19 protein-coding genes are annotated in these 21,248 nt (G+C 66.9%); 11 read left to right on the forward strand and 8 right to left on the reverse strand.

The features are described from left to right. Positions 1-6: 6 nt before the first annotated feature. Together BHE97_RS08630 and BHE97_RS08635 are read left to right on the forward strand one after the other, a co-directional pair. Positions 7-765, forward strand: a complete 759-nt coding sequence (locus tag BHE97_RS08630; protein WP_087623628.1) for an SDR family NAD(P)-dependent oxidoreductase — start codon at positions 7-9, stop codon at positions 763-765. Then, positions 762-1,544 (forward strand): crotonase/enoyl-CoA hydratase family protein, encoded by a 783-nt coding sequence (locus BHE97_RS08635; RefSeq protein ID WP_087623629.1) that lies wholly within the window; start codon positions 762-764, stop codon positions 1,542-1,544. Before BHE97_RS08630 ends, BHE97_RS08635 begins: the two co-directional genes overlap by 4 nt. 196 nt (positions 1,545-1,740) lie before the next feature. Here BHE97_RS08635 and BHE97_RS08640 read toward each other — a convergent pair whose 3' ends face one another. Beyond that, positions 1,741-3,219 (reverse strand): aldehyde dehydrogenase, encoded by a 1,479-nt coding sequence (locus BHE97_RS08640; RefSeq protein ID WP_087623630.1) that lies wholly within the window; start codon positions 3,217-3,219, stop codon positions 1,741-1,743. Between the two features lie 29 nt (positions 3,220-3,248). Further along, entirely contained in the window at positions 3,249-4,259 is a 1,011-nt protein-coding gene (locus BHE97_RS08645; RefSeq protein WP_087623631.1) for an LLM class flavin-dependent oxidoreductase, read from the reverse strand. Between the two features lie 330 nt (positions 4,260-4,589). On the opposite strand from BHE97_RS08645, the gene BHE97_RS08650 reads away from it, so the two are divergent. Then, on the forward strand, positions 4,590-6,710 hold the full coding sequence (locus BHE97_RS08650) for an acetate--CoA ligase family protein (protein ID WP_087623632.1): 2,121 nt from the start codon (positions 4,590-4,592) through the stop codon (positions 6,708-6,710). Between the two features lie 55 nt (positions 6,711-6,765). On the opposite strand, the gene BHE97_RS08655 is transcribed toward BHE97_RS08650, so the two are convergent. From BHE97_RS08655 to BHE97_RS08665, 3 genes are read right to left on the reverse strand one after another with little or no spacing between them, the layout of a single operon-like run. Continuing rightward, the gene (locus tag BHE97_RS08655) at positions 6,766-7,647 is read right to left on the reverse strand and encodes a CoA ester lyase (protein ID WP_087623633.1); all 882 of its coding nucleotides are present in this window, start codon (positions 7,645-7,647) and stop codon (positions 6,766-6,768) included. A 29-nt stretch (positions 7,648-7,676) separates the two neighbouring features. Continuing rightward, positions 7,677-9,335 (reverse strand): AMP-binding protein, encoded by a 1,659-nt coding sequence (locus BHE97_RS08660; protein WP_087623634.1) that lies wholly within the window; start codon positions 9,333-9,335, stop codon positions 7,677-7,679. Then, positions 9,332-10,120: an enoyl-CoA hydratase/isomerase family protein gene (locus tag BHE97_RS08665; RefSeq protein WP_201791374.1), complete on the reverse strand. Its 789-nt coding sequence runs from the start codon at positions 10,118-10,120 to the stop codon at positions 9,332-9,334. The genes BHE97_RS08660 and BHE97_RS08665 overlap by 4 nt, the downstream gene beginning before the upstream one ends. Before the next feature lie 91 nt (positions 10,121-10,211). Between BHE97_RS08665 and BHE97_RS08670 the strand changes: the two genes are divergently transcribed. The 8 genes from BHE97_RS08670 to BHE97_RS08705 all read left to right on the forward strand — a co-directional run bounded on the left by BHE97_RS08670 (position 10,212) and on the right by BHE97_RS08705 (position 18,970). Beyond that, on the forward strand, positions 10,212-11,279 hold the full coding sequence (locus BHE97_RS08670; RefSeq protein ID WP_201791375.1) for a Zn-dependent alcohol dehydrogenase: 1,068 nt from the start codon (positions 10,212-10,214) through the stop codon (positions 11,277-11,279). A 78-nt stretch (positions 11,280-11,357) separates the two neighbouring features. Continuing rightward, the gene (locus BHE97_RS08675) at positions 11,358-12,833 is read left to right on the forward strand and encodes an AMP-binding protein (protein WP_170931342.1); all 1,476 of its coding nucleotides are present in this window, start codon (positions 11,358-11,360) and stop codon (positions 12,831-12,833) included. Positions 12,834-12,839: 6 nt separating this feature from the next. Then, positions 12,840-13,946: a CaiB/BaiF CoA-transferase family protein gene (locus BHE97_RS08680; protein WP_087623637.1), complete on the forward strand. Its 1,107-nt coding sequence runs from the start codon at positions 12,840-12,842 to the stop codon at positions 13,944-13,946. Further along, complete coding sequence (locus BHE97_RS08685) at positions 13,933-14,670, forward strand: enoyl-CoA hydratase/isomerase family protein (RefSeq protein ID WP_170931343.1); 738 nt, start codon at positions 13,933-13,935, stop codon at positions 14,668-14,670. The genes BHE97_RS08680 and BHE97_RS08685 overlap by 14 nt, the downstream gene beginning before the upstream one ends. A gap of 1 nt (position 14,671) precedes the next feature. After that, on the forward strand, positions 14,672-15,703 hold the full coding sequence (locus BHE97_RS08690) for an LLM class flavin-dependent oxidoreductase (protein WP_087623639.1): 1,032 nt from the start codon (positions 14,672-14,674) through the stop codon (positions 15,701-15,703). Between the two features lie 47 nt (positions 15,704-15,750). After that, positions 15,751-16,923: an acyl-CoA dehydrogenase family protein gene (locus BHE97_RS08695; RefSeq protein ID WP_087623640.1), complete on the forward strand. Its 1,173-nt coding sequence runs from the start codon at positions 15,751-15,753 to the stop codon at positions 16,921-16,923. 32 nt (positions 16,924-16,955) lie between these two features. Further along, the gene (locus tag BHE97_RS08700; protein ID WP_087623641.1) at positions 16,956-18,074 is read left to right on the forward strand and encodes an acyl-CoA dehydrogenase family protein; all 1,119 of its coding nucleotides are present in this window, start codon (positions 16,956-16,958) and stop codon (positions 18,072-18,074) included. Positions 18,075-18,082: 8 nt separating this feature from the next. Further along, positions 18,083-18,970, forward strand: a complete 888-nt coding sequence (locus BHE97_RS08705) for an enoyl-CoA hydratase-related protein (protein ID WP_087623642.1) — start codon at positions 18,083-18,085, stop codon at positions 18,968-18,970. A gap of 106 nt (positions 18,971-19,076) precedes the next feature. Here BHE97_RS08705 and BHE97_RS08710 read toward each other — a convergent pair whose 3' ends face one another. The 3 genes from BHE97_RS08710 to BHE97_RS08720 all read right to left on the reverse strand — a co-directional run bounded on the left by BHE97_RS08710 (position 19,077) and on the right by BHE97_RS08720 (position 21,247). Continuing rightward, positions 19,077-19,556 (reverse strand): MaoC family dehydratase, encoded by a 480-nt coding sequence (locus BHE97_RS08710; RefSeq protein WP_087623643.1) that lies wholly within the window; start codon positions 19,554-19,556, stop codon positions 19,077-19,079. After that, on the reverse strand, positions 19,556-20,719 hold the full coding sequence (locus tag BHE97_RS08715) for an acyl-CoA dehydrogenase family protein (protein WP_087623644.1): 1,164 nt from the start codon (positions 20,717-20,719) through the stop codon (positions 19,556-19,558). The genes BHE97_RS08710 and BHE97_RS08715 overlap by 1 nt, the downstream gene beginning before the upstream one ends. Positions 20,720-20,851: 132 nt before the next feature. After that, positions 20,852-21,247, reverse strand: a complete 396-nt coding sequence (locus BHE97_RS08720; protein WP_087623645.1) for an OB-fold domain-containing protein — start codon at positions 21,245-21,247, stop codon at positions 20,852-20,854. Position 21,248 lies beyond the last annotated feature (1 nt).

Below are 21,248 nucleotides of genomic sequence, written 5' to 3' on the forward strand. Positions count from 1 at the left end.
ACGCTCATGGATATCGCCCACGGTTCGGCGGTCGTGACGGGAGGAGCATCGGGTCTCGGCGAAGCCACCGCCCGCGCCCTGGCCGCTCGTGGCGCACACGTCGTCATCGTCGACCTGAACGAGGACCTCGGCCGGGTCGTCGCCGAGGAGATCGGCGGCACCTTCGCGCTCGCCGATGTCACCGATACGTCCGCCGTCAACTCCGCGCTGGACGCCGCCGAGGCTGCGGGACCCCTGCGAGCAGTCGTGCACTGCGCGGGCAAGGGTGGCACGGTCCGTGTCGTCGAACGCGACGGGCAGCCGGGATCTCTGGAGACCTACGAGCAGCTCATCCGCCTCAACCTGGTCGGCACCTTCAACGTGCTTCGCCTGTCGGCCGCGCGGATGGCACGCCTGGACGTGGTCGACGATGAACGCGGTGTCATCGTCCTGACCGCCTCGGTCGCGGCCTTCGAAGGACAGATCGGACAGATCCCCTATGCCTCGGCCAAGGCCGGTGTGGTGGGCATGACCCTCGTCGCCGCTCGTGACCTCGCCAGCAAGGCGATCCGCGTCGCGACCATCGCGCCGGGCACCTTCGACACACCGATCCTGGCCCGTTTCGGTCAGGAGGTTCGCGACAGGCTGGCGGCGCAGACCCCCCATCCGCGGCGCCTCGGCCGCCCCGAGGAATACGCCAGCACGGCACTGCACATCATCGACAATCCCATGATCAACGGCGAGACGATCCGCCTCGACGGTGCGATCAGGATGGCCCCGAAATGACCGAGACCCCCACCTCCGACCGTGAGCTCCTCGTCGAGGAGCACGGTCGCGTGCTCGTGCTCACGATGCATCGCCCCGAATCGCGCAACGCGATGTCGATGGCGATGGCCCATCAGATCGCCGAAGCCCTCGAGGACTTCGACCGGCGCGATGATCTGAGCGTCGCGGTCATCACCGGCGGAGGGGGGACCTTCTGCGCCGGGATGGACCTCAAGGGCTTCGCGCGCGGTGAGCGTCCCGTGGTCGAGGGCCGCGGTTTCGCCGGCATCGTCAAGAGTCCTCCGCGCAAGCCCATCATCGCGGCCGTCGAGGGGTATGCGCTCGCGGGCGGCTTCGAGATCGTGCTCTCGTGCGATCTGATCGTCGCCTCCAGTGAGGCCACCTTCGGGCTGCCCGAGGTGAAGCGGGGACTGACCGCCGCGGCCGGCGGGCTGCTGCGCCTGCAGCACCGTGTCCCCTATCACCTGGCGATGGAGCTCGTGCTGACCGGACGGATGTGGCCGGCACCCGAGGCTCACTCGGCGGGCCTGGTGAGCCGCCTCTCCGACCCCGGCCAGGCACTCGCCGCGGCACTCGAGCTCGCCGAGGAGATCGCCAAGAACGCGCCCTTGGCGCTCGCCGCCTCCAAGCGGGTCCTCATCGAGTCGGTGGACTGGCCGCTGCCGGAGAAGTTCGATCGCCAGGAGGCGATCGTCAATCCGATCCGTGAGTCCGAGGACGCCAAGGAGGGGGCCCGTGCCTTCGTCGAGAAGCGCGAGCCCCGCTGGACCGGCCGCTGACTCCGACCCGCCGCACGTTGGCGAACGCCCCCGAGCACTGACTCGGGGGCGTTCGTGCGTCCTCCGGTGGGCGGTAGTCATCAACCACCGAGTGCCCGCTCTCTCATCGCTCGCGAGACACCAGCGGCGAAGGATGTGATTCTACGGCTGCCATGACGACCGCCGAGTCACATCCTTCGTCTCGGGTGGATGCGGCTCAGGCGGGACCAATGGCGATGGACTTGGTCTCCAGATACGAGCGGAAGCCCTCGGGCCCCATCTCGCGGCCGATGCCCGACATCTTGTACCCACCGAAGGGCGAGCCATAGGCCTGCGGGAAGCCGTTGATGCTGACCATGCCGGTGCGGATACGGCGCGCAACCCGTACGGCCTCGTCGACATCGGCACCCCAGACCGAACCCGACAGCCCATAGGGTGAGTCGTTCGCGATGTCGATCGCCTCCTCGACATCGTCGTAGGGCACGAGCGCGAGCACGGGGCCGAAGATCTCCTCACGCACCGCCCGCATCGAGTTGTCCACACCGGCGAGCAGCGTGGGCGGCACGAACCAACCGTTCTCCAGTTCGGGAGGCAGCACGAGATTCTCGGCACCGGAGACGATCCGGGCGCCCTCGTCGCGTGCCAGCGAGATGTATCCCTGCACGGTGTCCAGCTGGTTCTTGGAGACGAGGGGACCGATCTTGGTCGCAGGGTCCATCGGATGCCCGACGGTCCACTCGCGCAGCGCCTCGGCGAAGGCCTCGGTGAACTCGCGCTCGCGACCGCGTGGCACCAGGATGCGCGACTGCGCGATGCAGAGCTGTCCGTTGACGACCAATGCCATCGGCAGGACCGCCTTGGCCACGGTCTCGGCATCCGCATCGGGGAGGACGACCGCGGCCGACTTGCCGCCGAGTTCGAGAGTCACCCGGGCGATCCGATTGGCCGCGGCCCGCATCAGCGTCTGGCCGACGGCCGTCGAACCGGTGAAGGCGAGCTTGTCGACCTGCGGATGTTCGATCAACGACTGCGCCGCTTCACGATCGGCCGGCACGATATTGAGCACGCCCTCGGGCAAACCCGCCTCGGCGAAGGCGTCGGCGAAGGCGAAGGCCGACAGCGGGGTCTGCGTCGGCGGCTTGAGGACCACCGAACAGCCCGCGGCGATCGCCGGCGCGATCTTGATGCTGGGTGTGCTGAGCGGGCCGTTCCACGGGGTGATCGCGGCGGCCACACCGACCGGTTCCTGTGTCACGATGCTGCGCAGCCCACTGACATCGGTGCGCACCTCATCGAGCTCATATGACTCGGCCAGATCCGCGTAGTAGCGAGTGTGACGAATCGGATTGGGTACGTGCGCCTGCTGGCTGAACCAGAGCGGGCATCCGAGTTCGGAGGTCAGCAGGACCGCGATCTCGTCGAGCCGTGACTCCAGGATGTCGGCGGCGCGGCGCATGACGGCGGCTCGCTCGGAACCGGGGAGGTCGCGCCAGCGGCGATCCTCGAAGGAGGTCCTGGCGGCGTCCACCGCCCGGTCCATGTCGACGGCTGTGCCCACCGCCGATCGGCCGACGACGGACTGGTCGACCGGGTTGAGAACGTCGATGATCTTGCCGCCCTCGGTGTCGGACCAGTGGCCGCCGATGAACAGGCGGCTGCGATCAGCGAGGTCGGGGGCGATGACAGCATCGGTCATGGGGTGCTCCTCAGGTGTCGGGACGGGAGTCAGCGGAAGGCGGGCAGGACCTCGTTCTTGAACAACTCGAGGGTGGCCAGCACCTGCTCCTGCGGCAGGCCATACCACTGCATCCGCAGCACGATGTACGTCAGTCCCTGCGACTCGAGGTCCTTGAGCGCCGCGATGGCTCCCTCGGGATCGGTGAACAGATAGGACGCATCGGCCACCTCGGTCGCGGTCTTGGCCGATTGCAGGTGGCGGTAGCCCGCACCCTGCTGCGGCGCGTTGTACTGCGCGTACTGTGCGGTGACATCGCCGCGGGCCTGAAGGCCGATGGCTCGCGCCCGCTCCGGGTCGTGATCGAGTACCAGCTCACGCCGGACGACGAGATTCTTGACGGGGAGGCCGAGACGCTCCTTCTCCGCGCGATAGTGCCCGAGCACCACCTTGAGACGTTCAGGGTCGACGTGGGGCGGAACGATCCAGGCATCACCAAGGCGCGCGGCTCGCTGGGCACCCTTCTTGTGCGGGCCGGCCCCGATCCAGATCTCGGGACCCCCGTCCTGCACGGGACGCAAGCTGATGTGCTGGTCCTTGATGCGGTAGTACTCACCGTCGCGGGTCACCGACTCGCCGCTCCACAGATCGCGGATCATCGCGATGCTCTCCTCGAAGCGCCCGACTCGCTCGTCGAGCCCGATACCGAAGGACTCGAACTCGTTCTCGCGATAGCCCATGCCGAAGCCTGCGATCGCACGTCCGCCGGTGATGTGATCGAGCGTCGAGAACTCCTCGGCCACCTCGACCGGGTGACGCAGCGGAAGGATGAACATATTGGTGCCGAGGTGCATGTCGCCGGCATCCGCGGCGAGGGCGGCGAGCGTGGGAACCGGCTGGAGAGTCGGCATGCCGCCCAGATAGTGCTGAAGCACCCACACCGAGGAGATCCCGCTCTGCGAGGCGGCACGCACCTGCTCGCGCATCGCTGCGATGCGGTCCGCGGGCACGACATCGGTCGGGAAGTCGTTCATGATGGCGAGGCCGAAGGTCAGCGGCATGATGTCTCCCACAGGTTTGCTGCTATTGATATGCATGATTGTGCCACACATCACGTCTTCGAGACACCCGCCCGCCGGTTCCCGTGAGAAAAGAACGTGACGCAGGCGACATATGTGGGCTAATTTGATGATCAGCAATTGGTGAGGCGGGGTGAGAGGAGCCGGAACGACATGGGCAAGACCATCGGCCGGCGTCCCTATCCGCCATCACCCCTATCCGCCATCGCGACGCGCACGGGGGCGGCTGTCACAGCGCGACCACGTCATCGAGACGGCTCGGGCGGCCCGATATCCGTCCCCACCCACCCCTGATCCCCTGAGAGGAACCCCATGGCCACTGATTCCGCCGCGCCATCCCCGGCACGGCTCACACATCTCTTCGAGCCGCGGTCGATCGCGCTGATCGGCGCGAGCGACCGATCGAACTGGTCGCATCGCATCGTCGACGGTCTGCGCGTGATCGGTTACGACGGTGCCCTGCACTATGTCAACCCCAAGGGCGGTGAAGCCCATGGACAACCCCTCGTCCGCAGCGTCACCGATATCGAGGAGACCCCGGACCTCGCCTTCGTGATGGTGCCGGCATCCGCCGTGCTCGAGGCGATGCGCGATATCGCCCGCGCCGGTATCACGTCGGCCATCGTTCTGAGCTCCGGCTTCGCCGAGCTCGGGGACGAGGGACGCCGCGCTCAGGAGGAGCTTCGCGCCCTCGCCGCCGAGCACGGCATCACCGTGCTCGGCCCGAACGCACTCGGCTATGTCAACACCGATGCGAGGGTGGCGCTCAAACCCTTCCCACCTGGAGAGCCCCTGCGGTCGGGGTCCATCGCCGTGGTCTCCCAAAGCGGCAATGTCACCGTCCAGCTGCTCAACATGGCGCGATCCTTCGACATCGGGGTGAGCCTCGCCGTCAGCACGGGCAATGAGATGGACGTCCGCATCGCCGACGTGGTCGATTTCCTGGTCGACCACGAAGCCACCCGGGTCATCACGGTGTTCACCGAGGCCTTCCCCGACCCGCACGCCTTCCTCGCCGCCTGTCGACGCGCCCGCGCGGCGGGCAAGCTCGTGGTGTGCCTCAAGGCGGGTCGCAGCGAGGCCGCAGCCCGTGCCGCCCTGGCTCATACCGGCTCACTGGTCGGCAACGACGCCGTGATCGACGCCTTCCTGCGCTCCGCAGGGGTCGTGCGCGTCTCCTCACTCGAGGATCTGCTGGTCGTCGCCGACACTTTCGCACACACCGGACCCATCGACGGCGCCATGGCGCTGCTCACGATCTCCGGTGGCACCTGCGATATCGTCGCGGACGCGGCTGAGGACATCGGCCTGGAGCTCGCAGAGCTCGCGGGTGAGACGGTGACCGAGCTCAAGCAGGTGCTCCCCGAGCTGGCCGCGGCGCAGAACCCGCTGGACGTCACAGGTGCCGCCGTCACCGACGCAACCCTGATGGCGCGGACTCTCGCCGTGGTCGCTCGGGACCCCGGAGTGGGCGTCGTGCTCGTCGCCCAAGAGATGGATCACCAGGCGGAGAACCTGGCCTGGGGACGTGAGGCCCTCGAACGGCTCAGCGCGGAGGCCGCGGCTGCGGCGTGTCCGGCCATCCTCGCCAACACCACCGTCCGCTATGTCAACGAGCGCGTGCGCGAGATCAGGGCCGCTGCCGCAGCGCCCACAGTCTTCGGCGGGGTCAGCCGCATCCTCCCCGCTATCGCCGCCATCGGCGAGTGGACCACGCGAGCCGTGTCGACCGAGGCCGAGGAATTCACCATCGACATCGGGTCGATCACCGCGCCCCGCCAGGGCACGTGGTCGGAGGCGACGAGTCGCGCATTGCTGGAGTCAGCCGGTGTGCCGGTGGTCCCTGCCGTCGTCGCGGCATCGCCCGCAGCCGCAGCCGCAGCCGCAGCGGACTGGGAGGGCCGCGTCGCCCTCAAGGTCGTCTCCGACGACATCGTGCACAAGAGCGATGTCGGAGGCGTCGCTCTCGACATCGCACCCGACGAGGTCGAGGATGCTGCGACCACGCTGCTGCGCCGGGTCTCAGCCGCTGTGCCGGATGCGACCATCGACGGGGTGCTGGTCACGCCGATGCGCGAACCGGGTGTCGACCTCCTGGTGGGCGTCATCCACGAGGCCGGGTGGGGGCATGTGCTCGCCGTGGGCCTGGGCGGTATCTGGGCCGAGGTATTCGGTGATGTACAGCGCATCGCCCTGCCGGCGTCTCCCGCCCAGTTCGAGGCCGCCCTGCGTCGGCTCCGGGCCTGGCCGCTGCTGGACGGCGTCCGGGGCGCCGAGCCCGTGGACCTCTCCGCCCTGGTCGAGATCCTGAGCCGTATCGCCGCGCTGGCCGTCTCGCTCGGTGACGACATGGCAGCCGTCGAGGTCAACCCGCTGCGAGCGCGAGGCACCCAGATCGAGGCCCTGGACGCGGCCGTGGTGTGGAACGGATAGACACGAGCTGATAACGACGGCGGCCCGCCCTCTCCCGGAGGCGGGCCGCCGGTCCTCACTCGCCGCGGACGAGACGAGCGTGTGTGAGCCAGTCCCGCGCCTTGTCAGCATGGGCCAGGTCGACATGCTGACCGCGGTAGCGCACCGCCCCGTGGCCCTCGGCGGCGGCGGACTCCACCGCCGCCACGAGGCCCTCGTGATAGGAGACCTCTTCATCCGTGGGCGTGTAAACCTCGTGGACCACCGGAACATGGGAGGGATGGATAACGATCTGGCCGCGGAAGCCGAGTTGGAGCCCGTAGTCGGCGAATGCGCGCAGACCGTCCAGATCGGCGAGGTCCTCCCACAGCGCGGTGAGCGGGTGTAACCCGTACTGGCGGCACGCGAGGAGGATACGACTACGCAGATAGAGTGTCTCGCTGCCCTCACTCGACTGACGAAAGCCGACGGCGCGCGCGATATCGGCATGCTCGGAGGTCGGCCCGATCATCGCCCCCACACGTGGCGAGGCCGAGGCGATCTCATAGCAGTTGACGATCGCGTCCACCATCTCGACCGGGACGATCATCTCCAGGTTCTCGGCACCACCCCGCAGCTCGAACCAGTCGAGAAGGGTCTCCCACCGGACGACATCACGGCCGTCGCGGATCTTGGGTGCGAAGACCCCGTCGAGCTCGGGGCCCACGACCGCTTCGAGGTCACCCCCGGTCCGACCGGTGTCGAGCGCGTTCGGGCGGACGAACAGCCCGACCCGCTCGTGGTGGGATCGCACCTCGCGGAGGGTCTCCCGCGCGGTCTCGCGGCTCTGCTCCTTCAGATCGACCGGCACCGAGTCCTCCAAGTCGATCACGACGCAGTCGGCGCCACTCGCGACCGCCTTGTGCGCCCACTCCGGCTTGTGCGCGGGAACGAACAGGACGGATCGATAGGGGTGCATCAGAACTCCTCAGCAGCGGATGGGTGTGATCAGCGAGCGAGGATCGCCTCGCGGTCATAGGTGTCATCGGTGATGCCGAGCTCGCGCAGCTTGGCCTTCTGCACACGCTGCGAGGGCGTCTTCGGCAGCTCATCGACGAAACGGATGTAACGCGGGATCGCGAAGGACGGGATGCGCTTGGCGAAGTGCTCCCACAGCTCCTCGGGGGTGACCTCGTCGCGGCAGATGACGTACGCCATGACCTCGTCCTCCCCCGCCTCGGACGACGCCGGAACCGCGATCACCGCGGTCTCCACCACCGCTGGATGGCTGAGCACCGAGGTCTCGATCTCATAGGAGGAGATGTTCTCGCCACGCCGGCGCAGGGCGTCCTTGAAGCGGTCGACGAAGTAGAACCAGCCCTCGGCATCGCGCTTGAGCGCATCTCCGGTGTGGAACCACAGATTGCGCCACGCCTCGACCGTCTTCTCGGGCATGTTGAAGTATCCCATCGAGCAGATGAAGGGCACCTTCGGCCGGATCACCAGTTCGCCGATCTCATCGACACCCACTTCTTCATCCGTCTCTGGATCGACGAGGGCGACATCGAACCACTCATCGGCCGCGAGTCCCGCGGCGCCGGCCGGACGATCTTCGCCATAGGGGGAGATGATCGGCGCCGAGGTCTCCGTCAGACCGAAGACCTCGACGAAGGCTTCGATACCGAAGCGCCGCTTGAGCGGCTCGACGAGGGTCGCGGCCGTCGGGGCGGCGAAGACGCAACGCAACGGATTGTCGGCGTCATCGGGGCGAGCGTCCTGTTTGGCGATGAAGTCCATCATCACGCCGATGAAATTGGTGACGGTGACCTGGCTCTCGCGCAGTTGATCGACCCATCGGCTGGCCGAGAAGCGGCTGCGGGTGACGAAGCGGGCTCCCGCCACGAGGGTCGGATATGCGGCCATGAACTGCGCATTGCCATGGAACAGCGGGGTGACCGACATCCACGCATCGGCATCGGTCAAGCGGACCAGGGAGACGCACTCGTCGGCGAAGAAGTACATCTGGGCGTGTGGCATCGCCACACCCTTGCTCGGCCCGGTGGTCCCGGACGTGAAGAGGACCGAGGCGAGGTCCTGGGGCGCGACCTCGGGCAACTCGATGTCCGTGCCGACCGTGGAGTGCTCGTCGAGCTCTTCCCACGGCGCGGCCTCCCAGCCTGCGGCGCGCAATGTCTCGAGAGCGGCGTCGCGCTGACCGGTGTCGATGACCCAGAACTTGCGGATCGTCGCGGCTGCCTCACGCACATCGACGAAACGTGCCGCGAAGACATCGTCGACGATCGCGTGCGTCGCCTCGACGGTCCTCACCTGGTGCGCGAGGAAATCGTGCTCATACGCGGTGTTGATGGGCACCTCGACCAGGCCGGCGACAGCGGTGCCGACCCAGGAGCGCACGAACTGCGACGAGTTGGCCGCGACGATGACGACGCGATCTCCCGCATTCGCCCCAGCGGACAGGAGGCTGCGTCCGACCCGCTCGGCTGAGACGAGGGTCTCGGCGAAGGTCCACCGCCTGCCCTCCTCGGGGGCGTCCAGCCAGACGGCGTCCGGCCGCTCCGCGGCGTGATGACGCAGTACCGTCGGCAGCGCCCAGTCAGTGCGGTCCCCGAAGGTCGGCTTCAGATCCCGGTAGTAGCGGAAGGTCATCGAATGTCCTCTCCTGCGGCATCCCGCTTCCCGCGGAAGTCCGGTCGGCGCTTCTCCAAGAAGGCATTGGCGCCCTCGATCATGTCGTCACTGCCGATGGCCTGGATGAGCATCCCGAGCCCGGAGGACATATTGTCCTTGGACTGGTTCCACCACTGGTTGGCGCTGATCTTGGCGATCTCCAGATAGCGGGGGCTCAACCGGTGGATCTCGTCGAGCCAACGATCGACCGCCGCCTCGAGGCCGTCATCGACGACCACCTCGTTGATGAGGCCCATGTCGAGAGCTTGTGCGGCGGTGTACCTGCGGCACAGCATCGCCATCTCACGGGCGCGCTTCTCGCCGATCTGCACGGCCATGACATTCGTCGCGCCGAGCACCGGGGCCGAACCGACCTTGGGTCCGGTCTGCCCGAAGGTCGACCGCTCCGTGGCGATCGCGAAATCGCACGCGACGACCAGCTCATTGCCGCCTCCGGCCGCGGGACCGTCGACCGCGGCGATGACGGGACGTGGGCACGCTCGCAGCGCGTCCACGAGCCGCAGGGAAGTCGTGAACAGCGCCCGCAGGGCTTCCGGGTCGGGGGACCCGAGGTTGTTCAGCGCTCCCCCCGCACAGAAGGCACCACCGGCACCGGTGAGCACGACGGCATCGGCATCGGTCGCGCTCTCGACGGCAGCGATCATCGCCCGCGCCATCTCGAGGTCGTAGGCATTGAGCCGTTCTGGACGGTTGATCGTGATCCAGACCGCGTTACCGCGGCGTTCGACATCGATGGCGCTCACACTGCTCCTCGAAACTATGGTGTTGATGATCAGCAATCTAGGGTAGCCTGCATCACAGTGTCAACGAAAGGGCGGATTCATGCGCGCGGCGGTGCTTCATACATTCGGCGACGACCTGGCCTTCGAGGAGGTCTCCCTCGAAGCTCCCGACCCGGACGAGGTCGTGGTGCGGACCGTCGCCTCCGGGGTGTGCCACACCGATCGCACCATGCAGAAAGGGGCCAATCCGCTGCCCCTCCCCCTCATTCTGGGTCATGAGGTCTCCGGTGTCGTCGAGGCGGTGGGCCGGAACGTGACCTATGTGCGACCGGGTGACCACGTGGCGACCTGCGCCTCGTCCTTCTGCGGCACCTGTCGCTGGTGCCAGCGAGGGGCGCTCCAGCACTGCGAGAACAAGGGCCGATCCAGGCCGGCCGGACGACCACCACGCCTGAGTCTCGACGGCACCCCCGTCGAGCCCTTCGTCGGCCTCGGGGGTTTCGCCGAACAGCTCCTGGTCCACGAGCGGACCCTGGTCAAACTCCCCCAGGAGATGCCGCTCGACAAGGCCGCGCTGCTGGGCTGTGCCGGCATCACCGGACTCGGGGCGGTCCGCCATGCCGCCCAGGTGCAGGCGGGGGACACCGTCGCAGTGATCGGCTGCGGGGGTGTGGGCCTGAACGCCGTCATGGGCGCCCGACTGGTGGGAGCGAGTCGCATCATCGCGATCGATCGCATCCCCGCCAAGCTGGACTTCGCCCGCCGACTCGGCGCGACCGATACGATCGACGCCTCCCGGGTCGATGCCGTCGAAACAGTGCGCGAGCTGACCGGCGGCGGGGTCGACCACGCGATCGAGGTGGTCGGCATCGGCCCGACGATCGAACAGGCCTTCGCCATGCTCGACACCATGGGCACAGCCACGGTGGTCGGCGTCGCACATCCGGATCTGCAGGTACAGATCCCGGCTGCCCAGCTGTTGCTCGAGAAGCGCATCCAGGGCACCAAAATGGGATCGACCCGCTTCCGGCTCGACATCCCCTTCTACTGCGATCTCTACCTGAGCGGCCGGCTCGATCTCGACGCGCTGCTGAGCCGGACGATCGACCTGGTCGATGTCAACCTGGCGCTGAAGGACCTCGACGCCCCCACCGGTGCTCGCACCGTGGTCACCTTCTGATCCAGCGGGTCGCTTCATCGCAAAACCACCTTTGACAAAACTATGCGAATAGTTAATATGGAAGCAAAAGGAGGCGCCATGGAGGGCGTGGACGCGTGGGTCCGCAAATGGGCCGAGATCAACCGTGACGGAGTCGCCCTCACGACCGGCGATCGACAACTGACCTGGGCCGACCTCGACCGTCGTGTCGATGCGCTTGCCCACCTGTTGAAGGAACGCGGCATCGCTCCCGGCGACCGAGTCGGCTGCCTGATGAACAACTCGCCGGAGTTCCTCGACGCGCTCTACGCGACGTCACGGCTGGGCGCCATCTTCACTCCGTTGAACATCCGTTATGCCGCACCCGAGCTCGATTTCGCCGTCCAGCATGCGGGGATCTCGCTCATTCTCACCGAGGAAGCCTTCCGTCCGCTCATCACCGAGGCAGGTGCGGACGTCGACCTGCTGTGGACCTCGCAGTGGCCCGAGCCTCGCCCGGATCTCCGAGTGGACCCGGCCGGCTCCTGGGCGGACGACGGATTCTTGCTCTTCACCTCCGGGACCACCGGAACCCCGCGGGCCGTCCTCCACGCCCAGGAAGCACTGCTGTGGGGCTCGATGGACGCCGTGATGATCCACGGATACCGAAGCGAGGACAAGCTCGTCACCGCCCTACCCCTCTGTTACACGGGGGGATTGAACGTGGCCACCTCTCTCGCCCATGCCGGAGCCGAACTCATTCTCGCCGATTCCGCCGACCCACAGCACCTGCTGGGGCTCATCGAGCGACACCACGCCACCATCTTCCACGGGGTGCCCACCATGTGCGAACGTCTCGTGGCGAGCGAGAACTGGCCGCGGGCCGATCTCTCGTCCCTGCGCCTCGCCAGGACGGGAGGAGCTCCCGTCTCTGCCGCCCTGATGGAGGCCTTCGCGGCGCGGGGTGTGCCCTTGACACAGGGATACGGTCTGACTGAGTCGGGTGGCACGGGTCTCACGCTGCCCGCACGCGAGGCGCGACACTACGGCAAGACCGGCCGGCCGACCTTCTGCGTCGAGGCCAAGGTGGTCGATCCCGAGACCGGAGCCGAGGTCGCTCCCGACCAGGTGGGAGAGATCCTGCTGCGCGGTCGGCAGATCATGCGCGGATACTGGAACGAGCCGGAGGCGACCGCAGGCACGCTCCGCGATGGTTGGCTGTGGACCGGAGACCTGGGAAGCGTCGACCCGGAAGGCCTCTTCACGATCACGGGTCGATCGAAAGACCTGATCGTGACCGGCGGACTCAACGTCTATCCAGCCGAGGTCGAGCACGTTCTCACCCGACTGGAGGGAATCCTGGAAGCCGCAGTCATCGGGCTCCCCTCGCAGCGATGGGGAGAGGAAGTCGCAGCCGTGGTCGTCGCGGGTGGCAGCAACGTGCCGGAGCAGGAGATCATCGAGCACTGCCGTCGGCATCTGGCCGATTACAAGTGTCCGAAACGGGTCGTCTTTGTCCAAGGACCGCTACCTCGCACGGCATCGGGCAAGGTCGTGAAGCGAGAACTCGCCTCCTATGTGTCGGCGCGGGGGTGAGCTCTGATGCCAGGACCTCTTGAGGGACTACGGGTCCTCGAACTCGGAGGGATCGGACCCGGACCGCACGCGGCGATGATCCTCGGCGATCTCGGCGCCGACGTCGTCCGTGTGGATCGGCCCTCGACGAATGTCCTCACACCGGTACCGGAGAAGGATCAGTTACTGCGCAATCGCCGCTCAGTGACCGCCGACCTCAAGGATCCGGACGATCTGGCGCGCGTGCTCACGTGGGTGGACGATGCCGATGTCCTCATCGAGGGTTTCCGCCCAGGAGTCGCCGAGCGCATCGGGATCGGTCCCGATGAGTGCCGCCATCGCAACCCGCGGCTGGTCTACGGCCGCATGACCGGGTGGGGGCAGGATGGGGCGATGTCCCACCTGGCCGGGCACGACCTGAACTTCGTGGCCATCACCGGTGTGCTGAGCGCCATCGCCCGTGAAGGACAACCACCCACCGTCCCCCTCAACCTCGTCGGAGACTATGGCGGCGGCTCCATGCTGCTGCTCGTCGGGATCCTGGCGGCGCTGTGGGAACGCGAGAGATCCGGTGAGGGCCAGGTCATCGACGCCTCGATGGTCGACGGGATCGCCTTGCTGAGCCAAGCGTTCTGGAGCCTACGCGGTCGAGGGGAATGGGTCGGCGAACCCGCCAGCAATGTGGTCGACGGCGGTGCCCCCTTCTACGACGTCTACGAATGTGCCGATGGAGGCCATCTGGCGATCGCGCCCCTGGAACCGGGCTTCTACTCGATCCTTCTGGAGCGCCTCGGTCTCTCCTCGGAATCCCTGCCCCCACAGTTCGACCGGGCTCGCTGGCCCGAGCTGCGAGAACACATCACCCACGCGGTCAAGGTCCGCTCTCGGGACGAGTGGACCGCGGTCTTCGCCGATACCGACGCATGTGTGACGCCCGTGCTCTCCTTCGATGAGGCAGAACATCATCAACACCTCCGCTCCCGAGGCACGCTGATCGATGTGGGAGGGGTCGTCCAAGCCGCACCCGCACCCCGGTTCTCGCGCACGCCCCCAGAGACACCCCGCCCTCCCCGTCGCCAAGGCCAGGACAACGACGCCCTCTCCGAGAACGGGTGGGGCGATGCTCGCCGATGAACCCCTGCTCACGCGCACGGTCGACGGAGTGCTGACAACGACTCTCAATCGACCACGCCATAAGAACGCGCTCTCGCGAGCACTCCGGGAAGAACTGGCGACATTGTGGGAAGGTGTGCGCAGCGACCCCTCGGTCCGCTGTGTGGTCGTCACCGGGACCGGTGATTACTTCTCAGCGGGAGCGGACGTCTCTGAACTCGACGATATGAGGTCGGACGATGAGGCGCGCGGCATCGGTTTCACACCCGCCGAGCTCGACGTGCCCGTCGTCGTCGCGCTCAACGGGCCATGTATCGGTGGCGCGCTGCGCTTCATCTGCGATGCCGATGTCGTCCTCGCCACCGAGGAAGCATGGCTGCGCGACCCGCACGTCACCTTGGGAATCTCCAGCGGCCCGATGGCTTTGGAACTCGTGTCTCGTGGAAACCCGCTGGCCATCGCCCCCTTGATCCTCGGCGGCTCCGACATCACGATGTCCCCCTCCGATGCACATGGCGCGGGCCTGATCTCCGAAGTGGTCCGGGCAGAGCGCCTCGCCGAGCGCACCGCAGAGCTCTCCGAGACCTTCGCGGCGCAACCGGCCACGGGGATGAGGGCGGCACTCCAGTCACTGCGCAGCGCCCGCTCCGTCCTATCGGAGAAACAACGGCGCAGCGCATGGGCAGCGACCAGGCAGAACCTGGCACTCGACTCACGAGACGACGTCTCGATGAAGGAGGTCTGATGTGACCACTGACACGACATTCGGGTTCGGCATGGTGACCGCACAGCGACATCCCGACGACCCACGCACCGACACGGAGATCTATGCCGACACCATCGATCTGTGCGCCTACGCCGAGGACCTCGGCTTCGACGCGGTCTGGTTGTCCGAACACCACTTCGTCGATGACGGATACATGCCGAGCCTGCTCCCCGTCGCGGCCGCTGTGGCCATGCGCACCTCGCGGGTGCGGATCGGCACCGGAATCATGGTGGCACCGCTACACGATCCGTTGAGGCTCGCGGAGGATGCCGCGACCGTCGACCTGCTGTCGGCGGGAAGACTGGTGCTGGGCATCGGCGCCGGCTACCGCGACGAGGAGTTCGCCGGATTCGGCAAACCGAAGGAGCGGCTCGGCGCCGCGCTGGATCGCACCCTCGACGTCCTGCGCGATGCATGGGGCCCGGGGGTTGTGGAGGCCGACGAGCACACGGCCCCCGTATCGGTGACTCCCAAGCCTCATCGACCAGGAGGTCCTCCCATCTGGATCGGGGCGCGCACATCCGGCGGGATCCGGCGGACGGCGCGGCGGGCCGACGGACTGCTGGCCGCGCGCGTGTCACCCGAAGAACTGCGCGAACAGGTCTCCTCGCTGCTCACCATGGCTCACGAGGCCGGACGCGAGCCCGGCGACCTGGAAGTGGGCGTCCATACGCCGGTATTCGCCTGGCCCCACGATGCTTGGGACCGCATCGAGCCCTATATCCACTACTCGGAGTGGAAGTACAAGGACATGGGCGGCACACCCTATGGGCAGCGGGACGGAGATCGCGCCAGGCCACCCGCGATCAGCCCACGTACCCGGGAGATACTCCGCAGCACCGCGCTCGTCGGCACCCCAGAAGAGGTCGCCGCCGGCGTCCGACGCTATCGCGATGCCGTCGAGGGCGTTCCCTTCCACTTCATCCCGCGGCTCTACTGGCCCGGGATGCCCCCCGCCCTGCAGCGTGAGGCCATGGCGTGCTTCGCCGAGCACGTCCTACCGCTGGTGTGATTCCCCCGGCGGCCCCGGATGCCGATAGCGAAGGATCTGAGAGAACCGTGCGAATTTCCTACACCGAGTCCCAGGAGCGCTTCCGCAGGGAAGTGCGAGAGTACTATGCCGACCTGCTGACACCCCAGATGCGTGCAGCCTTCGCGTCCGCCGAGGAAAGCGGCACGGCCTATCGCGAGGCTGTCCGGCGGCTGGGGGAGGACGGCTGGCTGACCGTCTCATGGCCTCGTGAATACGGAGGTCGGGGACTGAGCCCGATGGAGAGCTATATCTTCTTCGAGGAGACCCAGCGCGCGGGCGTGACGATCCCGCACCTGACCACCAACTCCGTCGGTCCCACCCTGATGCGATTCGGCACCGAAGAACAGCGCTCCTACTTTCTGCCGAGGATCGCGCGCGGCGACCTCCACTTCTCGATCGGCTATAGCGAGCCGGACGCGGGATCTGATCTAGCCGCATTGCAGACCCGAGCCGTCCGGGACGGGGATCACTATGTCATCAACGGACAGAAGATCTTCACGAGTCTCATCCAGCACGCGGACTTCGTCTGGCTCGCGGTACGGACCGACCCAGATGAGAAGCGCCACCGGGGCATCTCCATCCTCATCGTTCCCACCGACGCACCGGGGTTCTCCTGGACGCCGATCCACACCCTGCGTGGCGGCTTCACCAGCGCGACCTACTACCACGACGTCCGTGTCCCGGTCGGCAACCTCGTCGGTACGGAGAATGAAGGCTGGCAGCTCATCACCAGTCAGCTGAACGCCGAACGAGTGACCATCTGCCCGGTCGGTGTCGTCTATCGACGGTTGGAGGAGGTGCTCGCCTGGGCCCGGCGCACGGAGGCGCCGGACGGTCGTCGGATGATCGACCAGGAATGGGTCCAGATGAAATTGGCGATCGTCGAGGCCAAGGCCGAGGCGCTGCAGCTCCTGAACTGGAGGATCGCCTGGGCCGCCGAGCACGGCGAGGTGTCAGGGGCCGATGCCTCGGCGATCAAGGTGTACGGAACGGAGATGTACGTCGAGGTCTTCCGCCACCTCATGGACATCGTCGGCGAGGACGCACTGCTCGCGGAGGGAACACCCGGTGCGCTGCCCGACAGTCTGGAGGCGGCGATGCGATGGAGCGTCCTGATGACCTTCGGCGGCGGCACCAATGAGGTCCAGCGCGAGATCATCGCGCGCGCGGGTCTGGGCATGTCCCGTGCCGCTCGCTGATCAGCGCACCGACAGACAACGGAGGTAAACAGGTGGATTTCAGCATCGATGAGGATGTCATCAGTCTTCGGGACCTCGCAGCAGAGATTCTCGCCGACCAGTCGACGCCCCAGCACCTGAGCGCGCTCGATGACGAGGGCGTCTGGTTCGATACGCGGACCTACTCCCTGCTGGCCGAGGCCGGTGTGCTCGGGGCGCTGCTGCCAGAGGACGTGGGCGGTGCCGGGATGGGGCCACTCGGAGCCCACCAGGTGCTCGAACAGATCGGCTACCGAGTGGCGCAGGTTCCGCTCTGGGAGAGCCTCGCTGTGGGCGGGGCCATACTGGCGCGACACGGCGATCCGGAACAGCAGGCCCGTCTCATCCCCGGTCTCATCGACGGTGGCGTAGTGATGACAGTCGGCCTGCACGAGGCGGCAGGAACACATCACCGGCATCCCCGGTGCTCGGCGACCCCCACAGAGACACCGGGGGTATGGACATTGAGCGGCGCGAAGACCCACGTGCCCTTCGCGCGGCAGGCCCAGCAGATCTTGGTCTCGGCGACCACCGACGCGGGGGCGATCGGAGTGTTCCTCCTCGACCCCAGCTCCCCGGGGGTCACCATCGAGGACCAGGTCTCGGTCTCGCGCCGGCCGATCGGCCTGGTCACCCTCCACGAGGCACGCGCCGAGATCCTTGGCGAGCTGGACGGCGTGCTCGATGATCTGCTCATCCATGCGGAGACTGGTCTGGCCGCGATGCAGCTCGGCAACTGCGATGCGGCGCTCCGGACCGCGGTGGAGTACACCTCTCAACGACATCAATTCGGTCAGCCGATCTCGAGCTTCCAGGCGGTTCGGCAGCGCCTCGCGGACTGCTGGACCGATGTCCAGGCCATGCGTCTGACGTCCCTCCAGGCGTCCTGGGCACTCCACGAATGCGGCGATCCGGCGGAATCCGATCGGGCCGGTGCGATCGCAAAATTCTGGGCAGCCGATGCCGGACACCGGGTGCTCTCTGCGGCCCAGCACGTCCACGGAGGGATCGGTATCGACCTGGACTATGGCCTCCATCGGCATTTCCGGCTCGGCAAACACATCGAGTTCACCCTCGGATCAGCCAGCGATCAACTCAGGCGCATCGGCCACCGGTACGCCACATCTGCTTAAGGACCCCCATGACCAACGGACTCGTTACGCTGGAGGTCGGCGATGGTGTCGCCTCCATCACCCTGAACCGGCCGGAGAAGCTGAATGCGATCAGCCTGGAACTCTGGGATGACCTCGAGGCGGCGCTCGAGGAGGTCCGCGGCGGCTCCGTCGTCCGCGTGGTTCGCATCAAGGGCGCGGGGAGGGCTTTCTGCTCCGGATACGACATGACCAGCAGCTCCTCGGTCTACAGCATGGCTCCGCCCGACCGAGCGCATGGCGCCACCCCCGGTGAGCGCAAGCCGACCGAGCTGGGCGAGTCCCTACTGGTGCGGGACCGTGAGAGGCTGCGCGAGAATATCGAACGGTGGTTGCGGATCTGGAACTACCGCAAGCCGATCATCGCGCAGGTCCACGGTCATTGCCTGGCCGGTGGCCTCGATCTGATCGGAGTGGCCGATATCGTGTGTGCCTCCGAGGATGCTCGTTTCGGCCATCCCGCCTCGCGTGGCCTCGGGATCCCCCCTACGCTCGGCATGCTGCCGATGAAAATCGGGGCCGCGAAGACGAAGCGTCTGCTCTTCACCGGCGACACCATCGATGGCCTCACGGCCGAGCGCATCGGACTGGCCGATGAGGTCTATCCCGTCGACCAGCTCGACACCCAGACGCTGGCGCTCTGTCGTCGCATCGCAGGCGTTCCCTCCGATGCCCTCAACCTGCACAAGCACGTGGTCAACCGGTGGTCCGAGATCATGGGGCTTCGGCTCGGTGCCTTGGAAGGGGCCGAGTTCGATGCCATGTTCCATGTGACACCGGCCAGCGAGGAATTCGGTCGCATCGTGGCCGACCAGGGACTGAAAGCGGCATTGGCCTGGCGAGATGCCGCCTTCGTGGAGCCATCCGAGACCGAGTAGTTGTCGGATCATTGACGACATCTGAAGAGGTACAGGCGAAGAGATACGACGACCTCTGCAGGGTGGGGTGAGCCGGCCGCCTCGTTGCTGGCGGGTCGCGCCCCAGTCATGTCGGGGACGCCGGGGTCGCTTCACCCGCCGGACGCATCATCATCAGACCTTCCCGCTGGCAGACCATCACGAGCACATCCTCCTGGTTGTATCCGCGATGCTCGAACCACACGATGCCCGAATCGTCACGGCTCGTGGACTCGCGCTTGCCGACGATCGTGGTCTCGCCGCGCAGCGTGTCACCGGCGAAGACCGGCGCCGGGAAGCGAATGTCCTCGTATCCGAGATTGCCCAGTGTGGTGCCCATGGTCAGCTCTGGAACGTGGAACGCACCGATCAGGGCGACGGTGAAGAGGCTGTTGACCAGAGGCCGCCCGTGGATGGTCGTCTTGGCGTACTCGGCATCCAGGTGGATCGGGGCGACATTCATCGTCAGCGATGTGAACAGCACATTGTCCATATCGGTGACGGTGCGGCGGAAGGCATGCTGGTAGACCGCGCCGATCTCGAACTCCTCGAAGTACAGACCCCGCATCAATAGCTCCTCGGTAGGCCGAGCACGTGCTCGGCGACGTAGTTGAGCACCATCTCCTGGCTGATCGGTGCGATGCGCATCAGCCGCGCCTCCCGGAAGTAGCGCTCGACATGGAACTCCTTGCTGTATCCCATGCCCCCGTGCACCTGGAGCGCTACGTCCGCCGCGGTGAAACCAGCGTCCGCGCACAACCACTTGGCGTAGTTCGCTTCGGCCCCGCACGGCTGCTGGTGGTCGACCAGCCAGGTGGCCTTCTGCAGCACCGCATCGGCGGCCTCGAGTTTGATCTTGGCTTCCGCCAGTTGGAAGGCCAGTCCCTGGTTCTGACCGATCGGGCGTCCGAAGACGATCCGGTCCTTGGCGTACTGGGTGCCCCGCCGCAGTGCTGCCTCACCGATCCCGAGCATCGCATTCGCCGCGACGACCCGTTCGGCGTTGAGGCCGGCGAGGATGACCCGGAAGCCCTGGCCGACCTCACCGACCACGTCCTCATCGGGGACGAAGAGCTCATCGATGAAGAGCTCATTGCTGTCCACGGAATTGCGGCCCATCTTCGGGATCGCGCGGATGGTAATGCGCTCGCGGTCGACCGGAGCGAAGAACACGGTCAGGCCATCGGTCTTCTTCGCGCAGTCGTCCTTCGGAGTCGTCCGGGCCAGCAGGAGCATCCGCTCCGCACGCTGGGCATTGGAGATCCAGACCTTCTTGCCCGAGACCGACCACCCTCCCTCGACCTTCCGGGCGAAGGTCGAGAGCGCCGTGGTGTCGGTGCCGGCATCGGGCTCGGTGACGGCGAAGGAGATCTGCAGGTCCCCTCCCGGGACCCGGGGCAGGAAGCGCCTCTTCAGGTCCTCCGAGCCGTGCTGGAGGATCGGCTCGAAGCCGAAAATACCGATGTGCACGGCCGAGCATCCTCCCATGCCGGCCCCCGAGGCGGCGATCTCGCGCTCGACGATGGCCGCCTCGGTCACCCCCAGACCGCCTCCGCCGTACTCCTCGGGAATGGTGAGCCCGAGCCAACCGCCCTCGGCAACGGCCGAGAAGAACTCATGCGGAAACTCATGTCGCTCGTCGCGCTCGGCCCAGTAGTCATCGGGAAAGCGGGCACACAACGCGCGCATGGCTTGCCGGATGTCCTCGTGCACCGGATTGCTCTCATACATCGCCTCGCTCCAGCCTCTCCTCGTGACTCGTCGTCCGTCCACAGGCACGGCGGCATACCCCGCTCACCGGGCCGTTCGACAACCCTGGAACCCGGGTAATCCGTGGACCGGGCATCCCCTGGACGACGACTCTCAGGCCAGGTATCCCACAGGAAGGTGCTCGCTGTCCTCGGGCTGGATGAAGCCGACCCGTACCGCGCGGCCGACGGCGAGGTCCGCCTGCGCGGCATCGGGGAACTGCAAGGTGAGCCAAGGTCCCTCATCGAGCTCGACGATGCCGATGACCGTGTCGGGGGTGACGACATCGTCACGGCGTCGACCCGGCTTGATCGTCCAGCTCACGAGGTGGCCGGTGCCGGCCGCCTCCCGCCACTGCAGATCGTCGGCCTGTGTGGTCGCGCACACGAGCGCGGCCGGATCGGACCAGGTGTCCTGACTCGGTGAGTAGCGCAACAGGAGGCGCCCCTCGGCGGACGCCTCGAAGAACGGCGCGGAATGGTCGTCGCGGATGACGGCGGCGAGTGCCATG

The organism is Aeromicrobium sp. PE09-221 (genome assembly GCF_002174305.1).
Classification (GTDB): Bacteria; Actinomycetota; Actinomycetes; order Propionibacteriales; family Nocardioidaceae; genus Aeromicrobium.